19 protein-coding genes are annotated in these 17,967 nt (G+C 34.0%); 12 read left to right on the forward strand and 7 right to left on the reverse strand.

Translation table 11 applies throughout. From position 1 onward, the window contains the following. Nucleotides 1–117: 117 nt before the first annotated feature. Both EJA19_RS02845 and EJA19_RS02850 read right to left on the reverse strand, forming a co-directional pair. Entirely contained in the window at nucleotides 118–867 is a 750-nt protein-coding gene (locus tag EJA19_RS02845) for a uroporphyrinogen-III synthase (protein WP_125466829.1), read from the reverse strand. A 20-nt stretch (nucleotides 868–887) separates the two neighbouring features. Then, nucleotides 888–1,535 (reverse strand): DUF4271 domain-containing protein, encoded by a 648-nt coding sequence (locus EJA19_RS02850; protein WP_125466830.1) that lies wholly within the window; start codon nucleotides 1,533–1,535, stop codon nucleotides 888–890. 107 nt (nucleotides 1,536–1,642) lie between these two features. Here EJA19_RS02850 and EJA19_RS02855 point away from each other — a divergent pair, with 107 nt between their 5' ends. The 3 genes from EJA19_RS02855 to EJA19_RS02865 are packed head-to-tail and all read left to right on the forward strand — an operon-like array spanning nucleotide 1,643 to nucleotide 4,165. Continuing rightward, complete coding sequence (locus tag EJA19_RS02855; protein ID WP_125466831.1) at nucleotides 1,643–2,380, forward strand: polyprenol monophosphomannose synthase; 738 nt, start codon at nucleotides 1,643–1,645, stop codon at nucleotides 2,378–2,380. Continuing rightward, nucleotides 2,370–3,713: a dihydroorotase gene (locus EJA19_RS02860; RefSeq protein ID WP_125466832.1), complete on the forward strand. Its 1,344-nt coding sequence runs from the start codon at nucleotides 2,370–2,372 to the stop codon at nucleotides 3,711–3,713. The genes EJA19_RS02855 and EJA19_RS02860 overlap by 11 nt, the downstream gene beginning before the upstream one ends. Then, complete coding sequence (locus EJA19_RS02865) at nucleotides 3,710–4,165, forward strand: DUF4296 domain-containing protein (protein WP_125466833.1); 456 nt, start codon at nucleotides 3,710–3,712, stop codon at nucleotides 4,163–4,165. The genes EJA19_RS02860 and EJA19_RS02865 overlap by 4 nt, the downstream gene beginning before the upstream one ends. Here the strand turns inward: EJA19_RS02865 and EJA19_RS02870 are convergent. Further along, nucleotides 4,162–5,163 carry an NAD-dependent epimerase/dehydratase family protein gene (locus tag EJA19_RS02870; protein WP_125466834.1) on the reverse strand — a complete coding sequence of 334 codons (1,002 nt, stop codon included), beginning with the start codon at nucleotides 5,161–5,163 and terminating at the stop codon, nucleotides 4,162–4,164. The two genes, EJA19_RS02865 and EJA19_RS02870, sit on opposite strands and share 4 nt — an antisense overlap. Nucleotides 5,164–5,299: 136 nt before the next feature. On the opposite strand from EJA19_RS02870, the gene tyrS reads away from it, so the two are divergent. Continuing rightward, entirely contained in the window at nucleotides 5,300–6,607 is a 1,308-nt protein-coding gene (gene tyrS, locus EJA19_RS02875) for a tyrosine--tRNA ligase (protein WP_125466835.1), read from the forward strand. Between the two features lie 118 nt (nucleotides 6,608–6,725). Here tyrS and EJA19_RS02880 read toward each other — a convergent pair whose 3' ends face one another. The 3 genes from EJA19_RS02880 to EJA19_RS02890 all read right to left on the reverse strand — a co-directional run bounded on the left by EJA19_RS02880 (nucleotide 6,726) and on the right by EJA19_RS02890 (nucleotide 10,543). After that, nucleotides 6,726–7,703 carry a LuxE/PaaK family acyltransferase gene (locus EJA19_RS02880; protein WP_125466836.1) on the reverse strand — a complete coding sequence of 326 codons (978 nt, stop codon included), beginning with the start codon at nucleotides 7,701–7,703 and terminating at the stop codon, nucleotides 6,726–6,728. 77 nt (nucleotides 7,704–7,780) lie between these two features. Next, on the reverse strand, nucleotides 7,781–10,105 hold the full coding sequence (locus EJA19_RS02885) for a lamin tail domain-containing protein (RefSeq protein ID WP_125466837.1): 2,325 nt from the start codon (nucleotides 10,103–10,105) through the stop codon (nucleotides 7,781–7,783). 108 nt (nucleotides 10,106–10,213) lie between these two features. Then, on the reverse strand, nucleotides 10,214–10,543 hold the full coding sequence (locus EJA19_RS02890) for a T9SS type A sorting domain-containing protein (RefSeq protein ID WP_125466838.1): 330 nt from the start codon (nucleotides 10,541–10,543) through the stop codon (nucleotides 10,214–10,216). 271 nt (nucleotides 10,544–10,814) lie between these two features. Here EJA19_RS02890 and EJA19_RS02895 point away from each other — a divergent pair, with 271 nt between their 5' ends. Both EJA19_RS02895 and EJA19_RS02900 read left to right on the forward strand, forming a co-directional pair. Further along, nucleotides 10,815–11,498, forward strand: a complete 684-nt coding sequence (locus EJA19_RS02895) for a response regulator transcription factor (RefSeq protein ID WP_125466839.1) — start codon at nucleotides 10,815–10,817, stop codon at nucleotides 11,496–11,498. Next, the gene (locus EJA19_RS02900) at nucleotides 11,498–12,535 is read left to right on the forward strand and encodes a sensor histidine kinase (protein ID WP_125466840.1); all 1,038 of its coding nucleotides are present in this window, start codon (nucleotides 11,498–11,500) and stop codon (nucleotides 12,533–12,535) included. The genes EJA19_RS02895 and EJA19_RS02900 overlap by 1 nt, the downstream gene beginning before the upstream one ends. On the opposite strand, the gene EJA19_RS02905 is transcribed toward EJA19_RS02900, so the two are convergent. After that, entirely contained in the window at nucleotides 12,518–13,570 is a 1,053-nt protein-coding gene (locus EJA19_RS02905) for a glycosyltransferase (protein WP_162604173.1), read from the reverse strand. The two genes, EJA19_RS02900 and EJA19_RS02905, sit on opposite strands and share 18 nt — an antisense overlap. Nucleotides 13,571–13,629: 59 nt before the next feature. Here EJA19_RS02905 and trmB point away from each other — a divergent pair, with 59 nt between their 5' ends. The 6 genes from trmB to EJA19_RS02935 all read left to right on the forward strand — a co-directional run bounded on the left by trmB (nucleotide 13,630) and on the right by EJA19_RS02935 (nucleotide 17,964). Next, entirely contained in the window at nucleotides 13,630–14,310 is a 681-nt protein-coding gene (gene trmB, locus EJA19_RS02910) for a tRNA (guanosine(46)-N7)-methyltransferase TrmB (protein ID WP_125466841.1), read from the forward strand. Beyond that, complete coding sequence (locus EJA19_RS02915; protein WP_125466842.1) at nucleotides 14,307–14,936, forward strand: LysE family transporter; 630 nt, start codon at nucleotides 14,307–14,309, stop codon at nucleotides 14,934–14,936. The genes trmB and EJA19_RS02915 overlap by 4 nt, the downstream gene beginning before the upstream one ends. Next, nucleotides 14,936–15,271 (forward strand): MGMT family protein, encoded by a 336-nt coding sequence (locus tag EJA19_RS02920; RefSeq protein ID WP_125466843.1) that lies wholly within the window; start codon nucleotides 14,936–14,938, stop codon nucleotides 15,269–15,271. Before EJA19_RS02915 ends, EJA19_RS02920 begins: the two co-directional genes overlap by 1 nt. A 101-nt stretch (nucleotides 15,272–15,372) precedes the next feature. After that, on the forward strand, nucleotides 15,373–16,527 hold the full coding sequence (locus EJA19_RS02925) for an Mrp/NBP35 family ATP-binding protein (protein WP_125466844.1): 1,155 nt from the start codon (nucleotides 15,373–15,375) through the stop codon (nucleotides 16,525–16,527). A gap of 2 nt (nucleotides 16,528–16,529) precedes the next feature. Then, nucleotides 16,530–16,772, forward strand: a complete 243-nt coding sequence (locus EJA19_RS02930) for a NifU family protein (protein WP_125467130.1) — start codon at nucleotides 16,530–16,532, stop codon at nucleotides 16,770–16,772. Between the two features lie 130 nt (nucleotides 16,773–16,902). After that, on the forward strand, nucleotides 16,903–17,964 hold the full coding sequence (locus EJA19_RS02935; protein ID WP_125466845.1) for an NAD(P)/FAD-dependent oxidoreductase: 1,062 nt from the start codon (nucleotides 16,903–16,905) through the stop codon (nucleotides 17,962–17,964). The last annotated feature ends 3 nt before the right edge of the window (nucleotides 17,965–17,967 follow it).

Genomic DNA, 17,967 nt, shown 5'->3' on the forward strand with positions numbered 1-17,967 from the left:
AGTCGTTTTTTTTTTATTGAGCTAGCTACAATTTTTATTGGTCGTTACCCATATTGTAACATAAAAAAAAGCGTCTTAAATTTAAGACGCTTTTTTGTTCTATAGTAAATAAGAAAATTACTTCTTTTTGTTAGCTTCTTTAATGTATTTATCTAATGCCATGGTCATAGAAGGTGTTTCTGGTGTTGGTGCCGAAATATCTACTCTTAAACCACGTTCTTCAACGGCTTTTATAGTCGTGTTTCCAAATACAGCAATACGCGTATTATTTTGTTTAAACTCTGGGAAATTGTGAAATAACGATTCAATTCCAGAAGGACTAAAGAAAACTAAAATGTCGTAAAACACATGTTCTAAGTCGGAAAGATCGCTAATCACGGTTTTGTAAAAGGTTCCTTGCATCCAATCTACACCAAGCTCATCAAGAATTTCAGGAACTAATGGTTTAAGCTTATCTGTTGTTGGCAAAAGGAATTTTTCGTCTTTATACTTCTTAATAAGAGGTGATAACTCTGCAAAAGTTCGCTTTCCTACGTAAATTTTACGTTTTCTGTAAACAACATACTTTTGTAAGTAATAAGCAACAGCTTCCGATTGACAGAAGTATTTCATGCTATCTGGAACCTTAAAACGCATTTCATCGGCTACTCTAAAGAAATGATCTACAGCATTTCTACTAGTTAGGATAATGGCGCTATACTTGCTTAAATCTATTTTTTGCTTTCTTACCTCTTTGGCAGGGACACCTTCAACGTGTATAAAAGGCCTAAAGTCTATTTTCACTTTTTGTTTCTCCTCTAAATCAAAATAGGGCGAATTTTCTATTTTAGGTTCTGGTTGAGACACTAAAATGGTTTTCACTTTCATAAATGTAGGTGGATTAAAGCTTAATAATCAATAATTGTTTTATACAAAATCAGGAACGGCCCGATTTCGAGAGTGCAAAGATACAAAATAAAATAAAACATGTTCTGTTTTATTAAATTTTGATTTGATTTATAGGTGGTTACCAAGCCTACAACATTAACAAGGAGGAGTATTATGATAGTGATGTAAATGGCATAACGGCTAGGGGTGATGCCAAATAGTAAGATAATATTTATGGGTATAAGTAATAGACCCAAAAAGTTTTTATAACTAATTTTTTGAAAAAGATAAGCGTCTAATATGTTATCAATTTCAAATAAACTGGCAATAAGTCGTTCGAGTAAGGTTTTAAAAATGAAAAAAATAGCGATGCCTATAATAAGTTTTAAAACAATATTGTAACTTATCTCAAAGGTGTCGTTAAAGTAATTTAAGGCAATGCAACAAAACGTTGTTAGACCTAAAACTAGATTGGTAAATAATAAGCCATCAAACAAATCGAAGAATCGTTGGTCCTTTTCGTAAACTTTTAAATAGGTTGAGTTAATAAAGACATAGGTGAAATCTTTAAAACGTCTTTCAAAAAATACTTTAGATAAAGCTACTAAAAGCAACCCAATAACAATTAAAACAGTAAATATGTCGTATGTTACAACCTGTCGAATCATAGTGTAAAATTATTATAAAATTAGGGTTTATTTAGCCTTATTTAAGGAATAATTAAAAAAATAAATCTTTTAAAAAGATTACATTTGCCTAATCAAAGCAGGTTTTAATGAAGGAAGCTATCGTAATTATTCCAACTTATAACGAAATTGAGAACATCGAGCTCATTATTAGAGCCGTTTTTTCACAAAATGATGTTTTTCATATATTGGTTGTAGACGATAACTCACCAGATTTAACGGCCTTAAAAGTAAAAGAATTACAAAGCGAATTCCCTGAGCGTTTATTTATACTTAATCGAAAAAAGAAAACAGGCTTAGGAACAGCTTATATAGACGGTTTTAATTGGAGTTTAGAAAAAGAATATAGTTACATCTTTGAAATGGATGCCGATTTTTCTCATAATCCTAACGATCTTGAGAAATTATATAACGCTTGTAAAAATAACGGAGCAGATGTTGCCATAGGCTCGCGTTATGTGCAAGGCGTTAATGTGGTTAATTGGCCAATGAGTAGGGTGTTGCTATCTTACTTTGCCTCTAAATATGTGAGGTTAATAACTGGTATGAAAATTCACGATACCACAGCAGGATTTGTTTGTTATAACAACAAAGTACTGCAAAGTATTAACCTTGAAAATATTGAGTTTGTTGGGTATGCCTTTCAAATTGAAATGAAGTTTAAAGCCTATTTAAAAAAATTTAAAATAGTTGAAGTGCCCGTAATTTTTACCGATAGAACTCGCGGAAAATCAAAAATGAGCGGCAGTATTATTTCAGAAGCTATTTTTGGAGTCGTTAAAATGAAGTTGAAAAGTATTTTTAATAAAAAACAACATGCAGCATAGTACCTTAATAAAAAACGCTAGAATTGTTAACGAAGGAAACATTATAGAAGGCGATATCTTAATAGAAGGCGATAAAATAACAAAAATAGCCCCTTCTATAAGCGCTAAATCAGCCGATGTAAGAGTTGTCGATGCCGAAGGAAATTATGCTATTCCTGGAGTTATAGACGATCAAGTGCATTTTAGAGAACCAGGGTTAACCCACAAGGCAACCATAGAAACCGAGTCTCGTGCTGCTATAGCAGGTGGCATTACATCGTTTATTGAAATGCCTAACACAGTGCCGCAAACTACAACTATAGAGAAGTTAGAAAATAAATTTTCTATAGCCTCTAAAAGTTCTTACGCTAATTACTCGTTTATGTTTGGTGGTACTAACGATAATTTAGAAGAAATCCTAAAAGTAGATCCTAAAAGTGTTGCTGGATTAAAATTATTTTTAGGCTCTTCAACAGGAAATATGTTAGTTGATGACCCCCAAGTTTTAGAAAAGATTTTTTCAAGTACTAACATGGTAATATCGGTGCATTGTGAAGACGAAGCCACCATTAAGAAAAACCTTGAAACTTATAAAAAAGAATACGGAGACGATATTCCTATTAAGTTTCATCCAAAAATACGAAGTGAAGAAGCTTGTTATCTATCTTCGTCTAAAGCGATAGAATTAGCCAAAAAAACAGGCGCCAGATTACATATATTTCATTTGTCAACAGGAAAAGAAACCAGTCTATTTACAAATAAAATACCATTAAAGGATAAGAAAATTACCGCTGAAGTTTGCATACATCATTTATGGTTTTCAGATGAAGACTACGATGAAAAAGGCACCTTAATAAAATGGAATCCAGCCGTAAAAACAAAAACAGACAGAGAACAACTTTGGGAAGCTTTACTGGATGACAGAATAGATGTTATAGCTACAGACCATGCCCCACATACATTGCAAGAGAAACAAAATGTTTATACTAAAGCACCATCAGGTGGGCCATTGGTACAACATGCCCTTGTAGCAATGTTTGAAGCCCATTTAAATGGAAAGATTAAGGTTGAAAAGCTTGTAGAAAAAATGTGTCATAACCCAGCTATTTTATTCGATGTTGAAAATAGAGGTTATTTAAAAGAAGGTTATTTTGCAGATATTGTGTTGGTAAACCCTGCAAATCCGTGGACGGTAAATAAAGATAATATTGCTTATAAATGTGGATGGTCGCCAATGGAAGGTACAACGTTTAGATCGCGAGTAACGCATACGTTTGTTAATGGCGAATTGGCTTACGAGAACTTTAAGTTTAATGATAAGAAATTTGGGAAACGCTTAACGTTTAATAGATGAAAAAAATAAGCGTATATATGCTTTGTTTGTTGGTTTTTTCGGCTTGTAATTATTCTTACAAACCAGAAAAGCCAGAGAACTTAATTGCAAAAGATAAAATGGTCGATGTTTTAATGGATATCTCTTTATTATCTTCGGCAAAGGGAGTGAACAAAAAAAAGTTAGAAAATAAAGGCATACATCCCGAAACGTATATCTATAAAAAACATCATATAGATAGTTTACAGTTTGTGGAGAGTAATGCTTACTATGCTTCTAACGGTAAGGTTTACGAAGAGATTTTAAACGCCGTAACCGATAGTTTAAAGCGCCTTAAAGATAAATTTGACGATCAAGTAGAAAAAGAGGCTAAAAATAAAAGGTTTAAAGACTCCATTAAAAGGGAAGAAACAAAAAAGAAAAAATTAAAAGAGTTTAAAGCTATTGCAAGACCAGATCAAAAAGTAAATTAAAGCTCTTTTAAATACTGTTTAGAAATTCTGTTAATGCTCTTTTCAATAGGAGTAAAATTGTAGTCTAATTCTTTTTTTACTTTTTCATTGCTATAAATCTTAGTCGATTGTAAAGTGTTTTTTAAATGTTTGGTAAGTAATCTGTCTTTTCCTGTAAGAAACGATTTTAACCAATCTAATCTCCAAGCAATATTTAACAATATATTCGAAGCTTCTTTTTTAGGTGGTTCAACATGAAGCGCAGTAGCTGCTTGTTCTAAAAAGTTTTTGTAAGTCCAATTGTCTGACACTACAATATAATTTTGATTTTCAATTTTAGAGATCATTAAACGTTCCATAATTTCTACAACATCTAAAACATCAACATAACCAGCTGTACCTTTGGTGTAATAAGTGAGCCCGTTGTGAATTTTTTTAAAAATATAGCAACTACTATCATCCCAAAATCCGCCACCTAAAATAACTCCTGGATTAACAATAATAGCAGGAACTCCTTCTTGTGTGCCTCGCCACACTTCCATTTCGGCACCATATTTTGTTATACCATAAATACTATGGCTTTCCTCCGGATTCCAATAAGATGTTTCGGTAATAGTATCTTTTCCCGCAGTTTTACTTAAAGTTGCTACCGAACTTACATAGCAAAGTTTTTTAATGTTATTTGAAATACATAGATTAACAATGTTGGCTGTCCCCTCAATATTAGTACTTCGCAAGGCGTGATATTTTTTAGGATCGAAAGAAACTAAAGCCGCACAATGGTAAACAATAGTCGCGTCTTTAAAAGCATTAGAAAGTTCTGGAATGTTTAATAAATCAGCTTTTACCCAGTCTATTTTATCAAAACAATCACGAGCATTAAAATTGCTAAACACCTTTTTAACAAGAGGTAGTTTTTTTTCATCTCTATAAATAGCGCGAATAGCTTGTTGTTTTTTTGAAAGCGAAACAAGCAAATGAGCCCCAACTAATCCAGTGCCACCAGTAACTAAAATCATAAAAACGAAAGTAAAGAATTATTCATAAACCCCTAGTAATTGAGTCGTGATTTTTATCTTTGCCAAATAATTGGCCTCATTAAATTTGTAGGCTTTTATTTTTATAGAAAAAACACGATAGTAAACACATTTAAATATGTCTAAAACATTAGTTGACGAACTACGCTGGAGAGGAATGGTACATGATATCATGCCTGGAACCGAAGAACAATTAAGTAAAGGAATGACAACCGCTTATATTGGGTTCGATCCTACCTCAGACTCGTTACATATAGGAAGTTTAGTGCCTATAATTCTTTTAGTTCATTTAAAGCGTTTTGGTCATAAACCTATTGCTTTGGTTGGTGGTGCCACAGGAATGATTGGTGATCCTTCTGGAAAAAGTGATGAGCGAAATTTACTAGATGAAGAAACGCTTAACCATAATGTACAAGGCATAAAAAATGTGCTGTCTAGGTTTTTAGATTTCGATTCTAAAGAAGACAACGCACCATTATTAGTTAATAATTACGATTGGATGAAAAACTTTTCATTCATAGATTTTGCCCGTGATGTTGGTAAGCGAATTACCGTAAACTATATGATGGCAAAAGACTCTGTAAAAAAACGTTTTTCTGGAGAAGATGGTAATGTAGGAATGTCGTTTACCGAATTTACCTATCAGTTAATTCAAGGATACGATTTTTACCATTTGTATAAAACGTATAATTGTGTGTTACAGATGGGTGGAAGTGACCAATGGGGAAACATTACTACAGGAACAGAACTAGTGCGCCGTATGAATGTAGGTGAAGAAGCTAAAGCTTACGCCATGACATGTCCATTAATCACTAAAGCTGATGGTTCTAAATTTGGGAAAAGTGAAGGTGGAAATATATGGTTAGATGCCGATAAAACATCGGTGTATAAATTCTATCAGTTTTGGTTAAATACCTCAGATGAAGATGCCGAAAAGTATATAAAAATATTCACGTTTTTAGATAAAGACACGATAGACGACTTAATAAAAGCACACAAAGAAACCCCTCATTTACGATTATTACAAAAAAAATTAGCCCAGGAGGTTACCACGTTTGTGCATTCTAAAGCCGATTTTGAAGTAGCCGAAAAAGCCTCAAACATCTTGTTTAGTAAAACCTTTAAAGAAGATATTAAAACCCTAGACGAAAGTACCTTTTTAGATGTTTTTGAAGGTGTGCCACAAGCCGAGATTCCATTAAGTGAGTTTAACGATGGCGTTGATATGATAGGTGCTTTGGCAGCTAAAACAAACTTCTTAGCTTCAAATGGAGAAGCAAGACGTGCTTTAAAAGAAAATTCAATTTCTGTAAACAAGGAAAAAGTAGGAGAATCTTATAAGCTAACAACAGAAGATTTGATTAATAACAGATATGTGATTATTAATCGCGGTAAGAAAAAAACATACATAATTAAAGCTGTATAATAAAAACGCCTGATAGAAATATCAGGCGTTTTACTTTCAATTCAAAAATTTAACTAACCAACCAATTTTTCTTTCTCATCTTGAAAGCAATATGTTAGTCGGAAAAAATAACAAGACCTTACAGTACCATTAAATTACAGCCACGAATATCGGAGTGGTCAAAGCGTCCTAAAACTTCAAATGTACTGTTGGGGTGCACTTTGCCTAAATCTTGAGTAGCTATAAAACTACAGGAATTAATATTTGCCAAATCGATAATATTTAATCCACCAGAAGATGATGTGTTTAAAATAGTTAAAGGGTCTTCGGTGTCTCTTGTTACTACACGCATCCAATTAGGGCATTTAAACAGGCCTTTCCCTTGGGAGTAGGCCTGACTTAAAAGTTCTGTCATGCCGTATTCGCTATGAATGTTTTCAACGCCAAAGCCTTGTTTTAAAATAGCGTGCAGTTCTTCACGAATTAATTCTTTACGTCTGCCTTTCATACCACCTGTTTCCATAACAATAGTGTTTTTTAATTGAAATTGATGGTGTTCAACTAAATCTAATAAAGCAAACGAGACGCCTATTAATAAGGTTTTTTTGCCTTGAGCTTCAAGTTTTAGCAGTGTGCTTTTTAAATCGGATAAATTGTTGAGATAATAACCACTTTCAGTATGTTGCGATTGTGTAATTAAATGGTCTACCATATAAATTAAAGACGATCCGTCACGTTCTAAATACGATGGTAAGAGTGCTAATATGGTGTAATCTTCAACGTTACCATAAAATTTTTGAAATCCTTTTGTAAAACTGTTTTCGTAAATACTCAAGTCGCTAACATGATGTTTGCTTGTTGTAGTACCAGTTGTGCCAGAACTAGTAAACGTTTTTTCAATGTTCTTTTGGCTTAAAACGGTGTGTGATTTAAAAAACTGTATGGGTAAAAACGGAATATCTTTTACCTGAGTAATATCGCTAGGATGTTTGTAAAGTAAATCGCAATACGACCTATAAACGGGATTATTTTCAAATTGAAATTTGAAAATATCTAAAGCCATGGTATCAAATTCTTGGCTAGTGTTTATATTAAAAATGTGGTTAGCATTTATCATTCATGCAAAAATAGGCAAAATAAAAAGCGCTACCATAATAGTAGCGCTTTCTAAAATAATTTATTAGGAAATAAATGTTATTTAATAACAAGTTTCTTAGTTGTAGAAGCACCATCTTGAGAAATTTTCAAGATGTACATTCCAGCATTAAGAGAAGATACATTTAAGGTATTTTCAGTTAATGTTTTATTAATAACTTGTTTTCCTAAAATATCGTAAACAGCTACAGAAATAGTACTGTTTTTAGCCGATGTAATGTTAACATATCCCATATTTGTTGGGTTTGGATAAACACTAAACGACGTTTTATTATATTGGTTTACAGATAATGGAATATCATTATTTTCTCCAGGAGAGAACAGACGACCATTATTTCCAGTAATAGTTGAGTGTTCAACAAAACTTCCTGTAAAATCAGGACTTCTACCAATAGATTGATTGTTACCGCCTTCGCTACCGTAAGTGTATGAAACAACTTCTACACCGCTAGCATTTTTTAGGGTTACAGTATCACCACCATTGTTAAATCCAAATGCGCCAGAACTAGCTGTTTGGGAAATACCACTTATACCAGTTGGTGTTCCTCCAGCAAATACAGTAATAAAGCCATTAGCAGGAAGTATTGTTCCAGCAGGGAAAACATGTCTATCACTAGCTCCATCAGCAATAATATAACCTTCAAGATCTATACTGGACATACCTACGTTGTATATTTCTATAAACTCATCGTCTTGAGTATCTACTACACCATCACCATTAGCATCACCATCTGTTGCATCAGGATCTGCTAATATTTCATTAATAACTAAATCGGTTGTTACTGGGTCGCATATAGCAGAACCTACAGTTCCAGAAATAGTTGTACCATCGCAGTCACCACCGTTTAAAGTTAAGTCCCAAGCGTCTCCTTCAGATAGTCCAGTAATTGTTATAACTCCGTCAGCAATAGAAGAAGGGTCATCACCGCCAACTGTACCGCCAGAAGTTGTAGTTACTGATGTTAATGTGCTTTCTACACCGTTGTAAGGAATCTCAATAATTACAGCATCATTGTCATTTCCTGCAGTATTGGTGTCACAAACGTAGTTTTCAGTGTCTAAAGTTAAATCACATACAGCGCAGTCAGATACTGGTCTTGTACCTAAAGTAGGGCAAGAACCAAATGCATTAAGTGCAACGTTTTCTAAATCCCATCCAGAGTATCCGTCAGTTCCATCATCAGCATATTGAATACCAATATAAACCTCTGTTCCTGAAGCTGAAGCTAAGTCTACACTTATAGCGCCAGAATCTGTAATGGTTTGAGCAGTTGTCCAAGATGTACCTGATGGACATCCAGAGTAAGCACTTGTGTAAGCTACAACTAAATCGGTAACTCCAAAGTTTTCAGAAGCATCAAAATCTAAAGTTAAATCAGAAACTCCTGTCATATCTAATGGGCCAAAAACCAACCAGCTTTCTACAGGTTCTACACAACCACCACCGCAATAGCCATTTGCACTGTAAACACCAGAGTTATTTTCCCAAGTTCCGTTGTTTGTAAAGCCACTATTTTGAGTGATAACAACTAATTCAAATTGCTCGGTACCATTGCTAATATCGAAGCAAGTGTTAGGTATAGGGTCGCATTCAGCAGCAGGAACAGTTCCTGAAGCAGAAATAGCGCCGCAGTCACCACCAACTAAAGCTAAATCCCAAGCATCACCTTCAGATAAACCTGTTATAGTGATTATACCATCTGCAAAAGAAGCAGGGTTGTTTCCGCCTACTGTACCACCAGAAGTGGTTGTTACATTGGTGATTGCTGCATCAGATCCTGTGTAAGGAATTTCTATAGTAACAGAATCATTATTATCTCCAACGTTATTAGAATTACATATGTATGATTCTTGCTCTAGTAAAACACCACAAGATGTAGAAAAAGCAGTCCATGTAATGTCATCAATAGTAACTTGTCCATCACTATTATTTACACTAATGAATTTTAAATCAAAACTTCCTGCTTCGTTTACAGTAATTGTTCCAGATGATTTAACAACTCCTTGTTCACCATCGCTAGTTACTGTGCCTACTACGTTACCATTAACTAAAACGTTTAAATTAACATTTGTGCTAAAAGCTTGCATATAATTAAAGGTAAGTGTTCCTATACCTCCAGAAATAGAACCAGAATAAACCTCAGCTTGAGGAGATCTATCTCTACCAAGCATTAAAGCATGTCCTGTGATTTCAGAATCTCCACGAGATTGTACATAAGTCCAGGTGGAACCATCGTTTCCTGTAAAGGTGCCATCAGCATAAGACGACCCTGTTTCAGGAAAGTTGTCAAAAGTTTCTGTTCCTTGAGAATAGCCATAGTTAAGGCCAATTAGAACAAAAACTAAAAAGTAAAGTTTTTTCATAATATAATTAATAGTTAAAAAAATTAGAGTAACAAATATAAGGAGAAATATGTGTTTTACCTATAAGGAGATAGGGCTAATTGCTTTTTTTACAATTATATAACATTGTTATTCTACTACAAGTTTTCTTGTGAATTCTTGATTTTGGATAGAAATTTTTAAGATGTAAATGCCTGAAGGAAGCTTAGAGACGTTAAGCTTATTCTTTAAAAGAGATGTTTTTAAAACCTGTTTTCCTAAAACATTATAGACCTCGACAACTTTTTTATGGTCACTTTTAGAAGCTATAGTGACTACCCCGTTTTTTACAGGGTTGGGGTAAACGTTAACTGTTTCTGTTTGGGGTGTGTTCATAGAATTTTGACGTTCTTGAGAAAACCCCTCAACAGAGAAACACAACGTAAATAAAAAGATAATAATAACGTATAATTGTTTCATAAACAGTGTTTATCTTTTACATGAAATAAAGCTACAAAAAATAATCAAATTTTATACCAAATTCTATCAATGTTCGCCAAAATGCACTCAAAAAATTAAATTAACGTCATTTAGGTGTTACATAATTGTTATTTGTTTTGTGTAGATTTATAAATCTTTGTTATTAATAGTATCTTTACACTAAATCGTAAAAAACACAACACAATAAGTGCGGTAACTATGGTTAGTTTTATAACAAGTTACGCCATCTGAAAAAACAAATTTACAACAGATGAAAAAAAAGGACATTAAAATTTTACTTGTAGACGACGAGCCAGATATTTTAGAAATTGTAGGCTATAATTTATCTTCTGAAGGCTATCAAGTAACCACTGCAGAAAACGGTATGGAAGCTGTTAAAATAGCAAAAAAAGAAAAACCACACCTTATTATATTAGATGTGATGATGCCAGAAATGGATGGTATTGAGGCATGTGAACAAATAAGAAAACTTCCAGATTTACAAGAAACAATAATTACTTTTTTAACGGCAAGAGGCGAAGACTATTCACAGGTTGCTGGGTTTGATGCTGGTGCAGACGATTACATTACAAAACCAATAAAACCAAAGGTTCTAGTAAGTAAAGTAAAAGCGCTTTTAAGACGACTAAAAGAAGATGAGAGTCAAGATAGTGTGGTTAAAATAGGTAACTTAACCATTAATAGAGACGAGTATAAAATTGTTTTAAAAAACGAAGAAATTATATTGCCTCGTAAAGAATTTGAATTACTATCTTTGCTTGCATCCAAGCCTGGAAAAGTGTTTAAACGCGAGGAAATTTTGGACAAAGTTTGGGGGAATGAAGTCGTAGTTGGTGGAAGAACCATAGATGTACACATAAGAAAACTTCGTGAAAAAATTGGCGACAAATCATTTAAAACAGTTAAAGGTGTTGGGTATAAGTTTGTAGATTAATGCAAAAACTCAAAAAAACATACAAGTTTGCGTTCAAAACTTCGTTGTTTATAACCGTAACTACAACACTCCTTATGAGTGTTTTTTTATGGATTATAAAGGCCTTTAGTTGGTTAATATTGCCGTTCGCAATAATTCTATACGCCATTTCATTTATCGTTATTCAATATCGTGTAGAACGCTTTATATACAGAAGAGTAAAGAGAATTTATGATGACTTAACACTTTTAGAGTCTACGTCGTTAACCAACAAAGCCATAACAACCGATATGGCTACACTTACAAAAGAAATAGATAAGTACGCCAAAGATAAAAAACTAGAAATAGAAACCTTAAAAGTTAGAGAGGAGTACCGTAAAGAGTTTCTTGGTAACGTGTCTCACGAGTTAAAAACACCTCTGTTTACCGTGCAAGGCTACTTGTTAACACTTCTTGATGGTGCTAAAGATGATAAAAAAATACTATCAAAATACTTAAGTCGTGCCAACAAAGGTGTAGAAAGATTAATATACATTGTTAAAGACTTGGATATGATTACCAAGTTAGAAGTTGGCGATTTAAGATTGAATATAGAAGTTTTTGATATTGTTGAGCTGGTGAAAAACGTTTTTGAACTGCTTGAAATGAAAGCTGCCAAGAAAAAAATCACCTTAACTTTCGATATAGATTACGATAAACCTATTTATGTAAAAGCCGATAAAGAGCGTATTCAGCAAGTGCTTACAAATTTAGTGGTTAATTCTATAAAGTACGGAAGAGAAAAAGGCACCACAGAAGTCAGTATAGAAAATCTTATAAAAAATAAAGCTATTGTTAGAGTAACCGATAATGGTGAGGGGATTTCAAAAGAACATTTATCGCGAGTGTTTGAACGCTTTTACCGTGTAGATAAAAGTGGCTCTAGAAAAGAGGGTGGTTCAGGATTAGGACTGTCTATTGTGAAACATATTATAGAAGCACACGACGAGAAAATATATATTGAAAGTGAAGAAGGTGTTGGTAGTGAGTTTTCTTTTAGCTTAGAAAAGGCCGAATAGTTTTTTATAGTTCACCTCATAGTCAAAAGTAGTTAACCCTTGATAATCTTTAACTTTTTCTAGAGCTTTAATCGTAAAATCATTTTGATTACAATATGGTACTAAACCATCATCATCAAGTTTTTTGGCTAAATACTCTTGTTCGGTTTGCCCTGGAGTAGGAATAAAAAAAGCCTTTTTGCTTAGTTTAGCTAAATCCATAACGGTGGTGTAACCCGAACGCGAAATAATAAGCTTACTCTTATTTATGGTGTTTTCAAGCTCGTTACTTGTCATAAAGTTAACAACTGTTATGTTGTTAAAAGTTTCTTTGGTTTGAGAGTGTTCTATTTTACCTTTTACAAAAACAACCTTTCCATTAAAGGAATTAAATTCGTGTAATAGCTTTTCTTCTAAAAAACTACGTTGAGGTTCTGGACCAGAAAGTAAAACCATGACATCGTATTGTGGGCTTTCAAACGTCTTTTTTAAACGGCTTAAAGGGCCAATGTATTTGGTTTTTATAATCGGGGTGTCTATGTGACCAAGTTTACCGCTAAGATTTGGAGCGTCAAGATTGTCGGGTACCCAACATTCGTTAAACTTTTTTATAATTTTATGATGAATTTTAGTGCTAAACCATGTGGTTGTGCCACTTAGTACTTGAAGTTGATGTGTAATAAACGCCGAAGGAATGTGTTTGCTATACACGCCAAATCGGTTATCCGAAATAATACCATCAATCTTATAATCGGCAACTATTTTCTTAATAGCTTTTTTTTCAGCTTTAAAAGCTTTTAGCATTTTAGGAGAATCTTTAATAAGCTTAAGCTTGAACAGACTTCCTTTTTTAGCGTAAGTAATATTGTAGGACGGAATTTCAATATGCGTTAACTGCGGGAATTCTTTTTGCAATAACTGTAATGCCACACCATCGCTAGCAATAATGGGTTCAAAACCTTGAGTAATCAAAGCATTAATAATAGGAATGCATCTCGTAGCATGACCAAGACCCCAATTTAATGGGGCGACTAAAATTCTTTTTTTCAACTTCATAAAAAAAGCAAATGTAATACTAATATGTTTCCTTAATTTTGCCTAAATATTAAATTACTGTGGGAAGCAAAAATAAACTAAAACGATTTAAGGAAAACGAGACCTTTACTAATGTTATTCAACCTACTAGAGAGGACATGGTTGAGAATAAGTTTCAATATAAAGGTAAGTGGAATAAAGACTTTTTCAAGAATAATAATCCGCTAGTGCTAGAATTAGGCTGTGGAAAGGGCGAATATTCTGTAGGTTTGGCAAAAAAATACCCAAACAGAAACTTTATAGGGATCGATATTAAAGGTGCGAGATTTTGGCGTGGTGCTAAAACCGCAATAGAAGAAAATATACCTAATGTAGGGTTTTTACGTACCCAAATAGAGCTTATAGAATATGCTTTCGATGTTAATGAAGTCGATGAAATCTGGATTACTTTTCCCGATCCGCAAATAAAATACAAGCGTACTAAGCATAGAATGACTAATAAAACTTTTTTAAAACGTTATAAAACTATTTTAAAACCAGATGGTGTAGTAAATCTTAAAACCGATAGCGAGTTTATGCATGGTTACACACTTGGTTTATTACATGGTGCAGGACACGACGTTTTATATGCCAATCATGATGTTTATAAATTAGGTGGAAGCCCAGAAGAAGTCACTGAAATTCAAACCTTTTACGAAAGCCAATATTTGGAACAAAACAAAGCAATTACGTATATTAGGTTTAAAATAAACAACGTTTGAATTTAACCATCGTTTTTTTACTAGGTTTTGCGGCAACGTTTTTAGCAACACTTCCACCAGGTTTGTTAAATATGAATGCAGCAAAAATATCCATGAAAGATGGCCACATTAGAGGGATTATGTTCTCTTTAGGCGCCTGTTTAGTTGTGGTTTTTCAAGCATTAATAGCAACAGTATTTGCACGATATTTAAGTAATCATCCAGATGTTATTGATATTTTACAACGCGTAGCCTTTGTTATTTTTGTGCTAGTTTCTGTATATTTTCTATTTATAGCAAAATCGACCGATAAACCTAAAAAAGAAATAGAAGTTAAAAGTAAATCTAGTCGCTTTTTTCAGGGTGTGTTTTTATCGGCAATAAATGTATTTCCTGTGCCCTTTCAGGCATATATGGCCATTACCTTATCATCTTTTGGCTGGTTAAGTTTTGATAAAACTAGCATTGCTTCTTATGTTACTGGCGCAACAACAGGAGCTTTTGTGGTGCTGTATATTTATATGTTCTTTTTCGAGAAAATTAAAGGACGATCGTTTACATCACAAAAAAATATGAATTACCTCATTGGTGGTATTACAGGTATTGTAGCTGTCATTACATTAATTAATATTATTAAAGAAATGTAATGACACCCGAAACACTTAACTTTTTCGATAAGGTTTATCAAGTTGCTCAGCAAATTCCTTACGGGCGAGTAACTAGTTATGGTGCCATTGCAAAATATTTAGGGGCACCACGAAGTGCCAGAATGGTGGGGTATGCCATGAATAATTCCTCCGAGAAAAATGTACCAGCACATCGTGTGGTAAATAGAAAAGGACTTCTAACAGGGAAACACCATTTTGATGGTACAAATCTTATGCAGCAACTTTTGGAAAGCGAAGGGGTAACCGTAGTGAATAATCAGATTCAGGATTTTAAAAATTTGTTTTGGGATCCAGCTGAGAAAACACCATTATAATTCTTAAAGATTGTACAATAAATCATTTCAATTAAACAGCTTCAAATTGTAAAGATTTCGCAGTATATTTGTAATCTTAGAACCAGTCTAAATTATTGATTTTGAAACTAAATAAACAAGATATATTAAAAGCACTCGAAACTATAACAGCTCCTGGCGAAGGACAAAATATGGTGGAAAGTGAAGCCGTAACCAATATCGTTACTTTTGGCGATGAGGTTATTGTAGATGTTACCATAAAAAACCCAAGTTTACAAGCCAAAAAGAAAACCGAAGTCGAAATCATGAAAGTCATTCACGACAAGGTTTACGAAAAAGCAAAAATAAAAGTAAACGTAAAGGTTGATGCTCCTGCTAAACCTAAAAATGGCATGTCTGGAGGCAAGCAAGAAATAAAAGGAAAACCTATTCCTGGAATTAAAAATATTGTAGCTGTAGCCTCTGGAAAGGGTGGTGTTGGTAAATCTACTGTAACAGCAAACTTAGGTGCCATGTTAGCTAAAATGGGCTTTAAAGTAGGTATATTGGATGCCGATATTTATGGACCATCTATCCCTATTATGTATGATGTGGAAAACGAACGTCCATTATCCGTAAACGTAGGCGGGAAGTCTAAAATGAAGCCTGTCGAGAACTATGGCGTAAAAATATTGTCCATAGGTTTCTTTACCAAACCAGATCAAGCTGTTATTTGGCGAGGTCCAATGGCTGCAAAAGCATTAAATCAAATGATTTTTGATGCCGATTGGGGCGAGCTAGACTTTTTGCTAATCGATTTACCACCAGGAACAGGCGATATTCACTTAAGTATCATGCAAGCTATGCCAATTACAGGTTCTGTTGTGGTTAGTACACCACAGCAAGTAGCTTTAGCCGACGCTAGAAAAGGTGTAGCTATGTTCCAGCAGGATAGTATTAACGTACCTGTTTTAGGTATTGTTGAAAATATGGCGTATTTCACACCGGAAGAATTACCAAACAATAAATATTATATTTTTGGTCAAGAAGGCGCAAAACACCTATCCGAAGATTTAAAAGTCCCATTCTTAGGAGACATACCTTTAGTACAAAGTATTCGTGAGGCAGGTGATGTAGGAAGACCAGCAGCTTTACAAACAGCAACGCCTTTAGAGCAAGCGTTTGAAACGTTAACCAAAAATGTTGTACAAGAAGTAGTAAGACGTAACGATGCCTTACCACCAACCGAAGCAATTAAAATTACAACAATGGCCGGATGTTCGGCAGTTAAGAAATAATGATGACACAAGAAGAATTAAAAAAGAATGTGGAAAAAGCATTAGAAGAAATTCGCCCTTTTTTACAAAGTGATGGTGGAAATATCTCTTTGCTTTCCATTGAAGATGGAACATTGGTAAAAGTTCAGCTAGAAGGTGCCTGTACCAATTGTAGCGTTAACCAAATGACACTAAAATCTGGTGTGGAAATGACGATAAAAAAATATGCACCACAAATAGAACAAGTTATTAACGTAGAAGCTTAGAAAAATAAGTATAAGCACATCGTATTAAAAGAGTGCTTCGTTATAATATTTCCAATATGACAATTGTCATAAAATTTCGATACCAAACACAAGACATTTGTGTCTAAGAAGAATTTTCAGAAGATAAAACATGATTAAGACCGATATTTTAATTATTGGCGCTGGCCCAACAGGATTATTTACTGTTTTTGAAGCAGGCTTATTAAAATTAAAGTGCCATCTTATAGACGCCTTACCACAACCAGGTGGGCAATGCTCAGAGATTTATCCTAAAAAACCTATTTACGACATACCTGCCTATCCAGAAATATTAGCGGGTGATTTAACAGAGAAACTTTTAGAACAAGGGAAACAATTTGAGCCAGGATTTACCTTAGGCGAACGAGCCGAAACTATTGAAAAGCAAGATGACGGAACCTTTATTGTGACGACTAATAAAGGAACCAAGCATCACGCGCCAGTAGTTGCTATTGCTGGTGGGTTGGGTAGTTTCGAGCCTAGAAAACCAAAAATTCATAACATTCATTTGTATGAAGATAAAGGTGTGGAATATATGATTAAAGATCCAGAAATCTATCGCGATAAAAAAGTGGTTATTGCTGGTGGTGGCGATTCTGCTTTAGATTGGAGTATTTTTTTAACAGATGTAGCTAAAGAAGTAACGCTTATTCACAGGAGAAATGAATTTCGTGGCGCTTTGGACTCTGTAGAAAAAGTACAGGAATTAAAAAACCAAGGGAAAATAAACTTAATAACTCCTGCAGAAGTTGTAGGTATTTTAGGTGAAGATCACGTTACAGGAGTTGTTGTAGAACAAGTGCAACAGATCAAAAAAGAATTTGAAATAGAATGCGATCATTTTGTGCCTTTGTTTGGTTTGTCTCCAAAACTAGGTCCTATAGCCGATTGGGGCTTAGAAATAGAAAAAAATGCCATTAAGGTAAACAACGCTTTAGATTATCAAACCAATATTCCTGGAATTTTTGCCATAGGCGATGTAAACACTTATCCAGGAAAACTAAAGCTAATTCTTTGTGGTTTCCACGAAGCAACACTAATGTGTCAAGCGGCTTATCAAATTATTAATCCAGGTAAACGTTATGTGTTAAAATATACAACCGTTAGTGGTATTGATGGATTTGACGGCAGTAGAAAAGAAGCACCAAAAGCAGTTGTGAAAGCAATAGAATAATGG

This window comes from Mangrovimonas spongiae (assembly GCF_003944795.1).
Classification (GTDB): Bacteria; Bacteroidota; Bacteroidia; order Flavobacteriales; family Flavobacteriaceae; genus Mangrovimonas; species Mangrovimonas spongiae.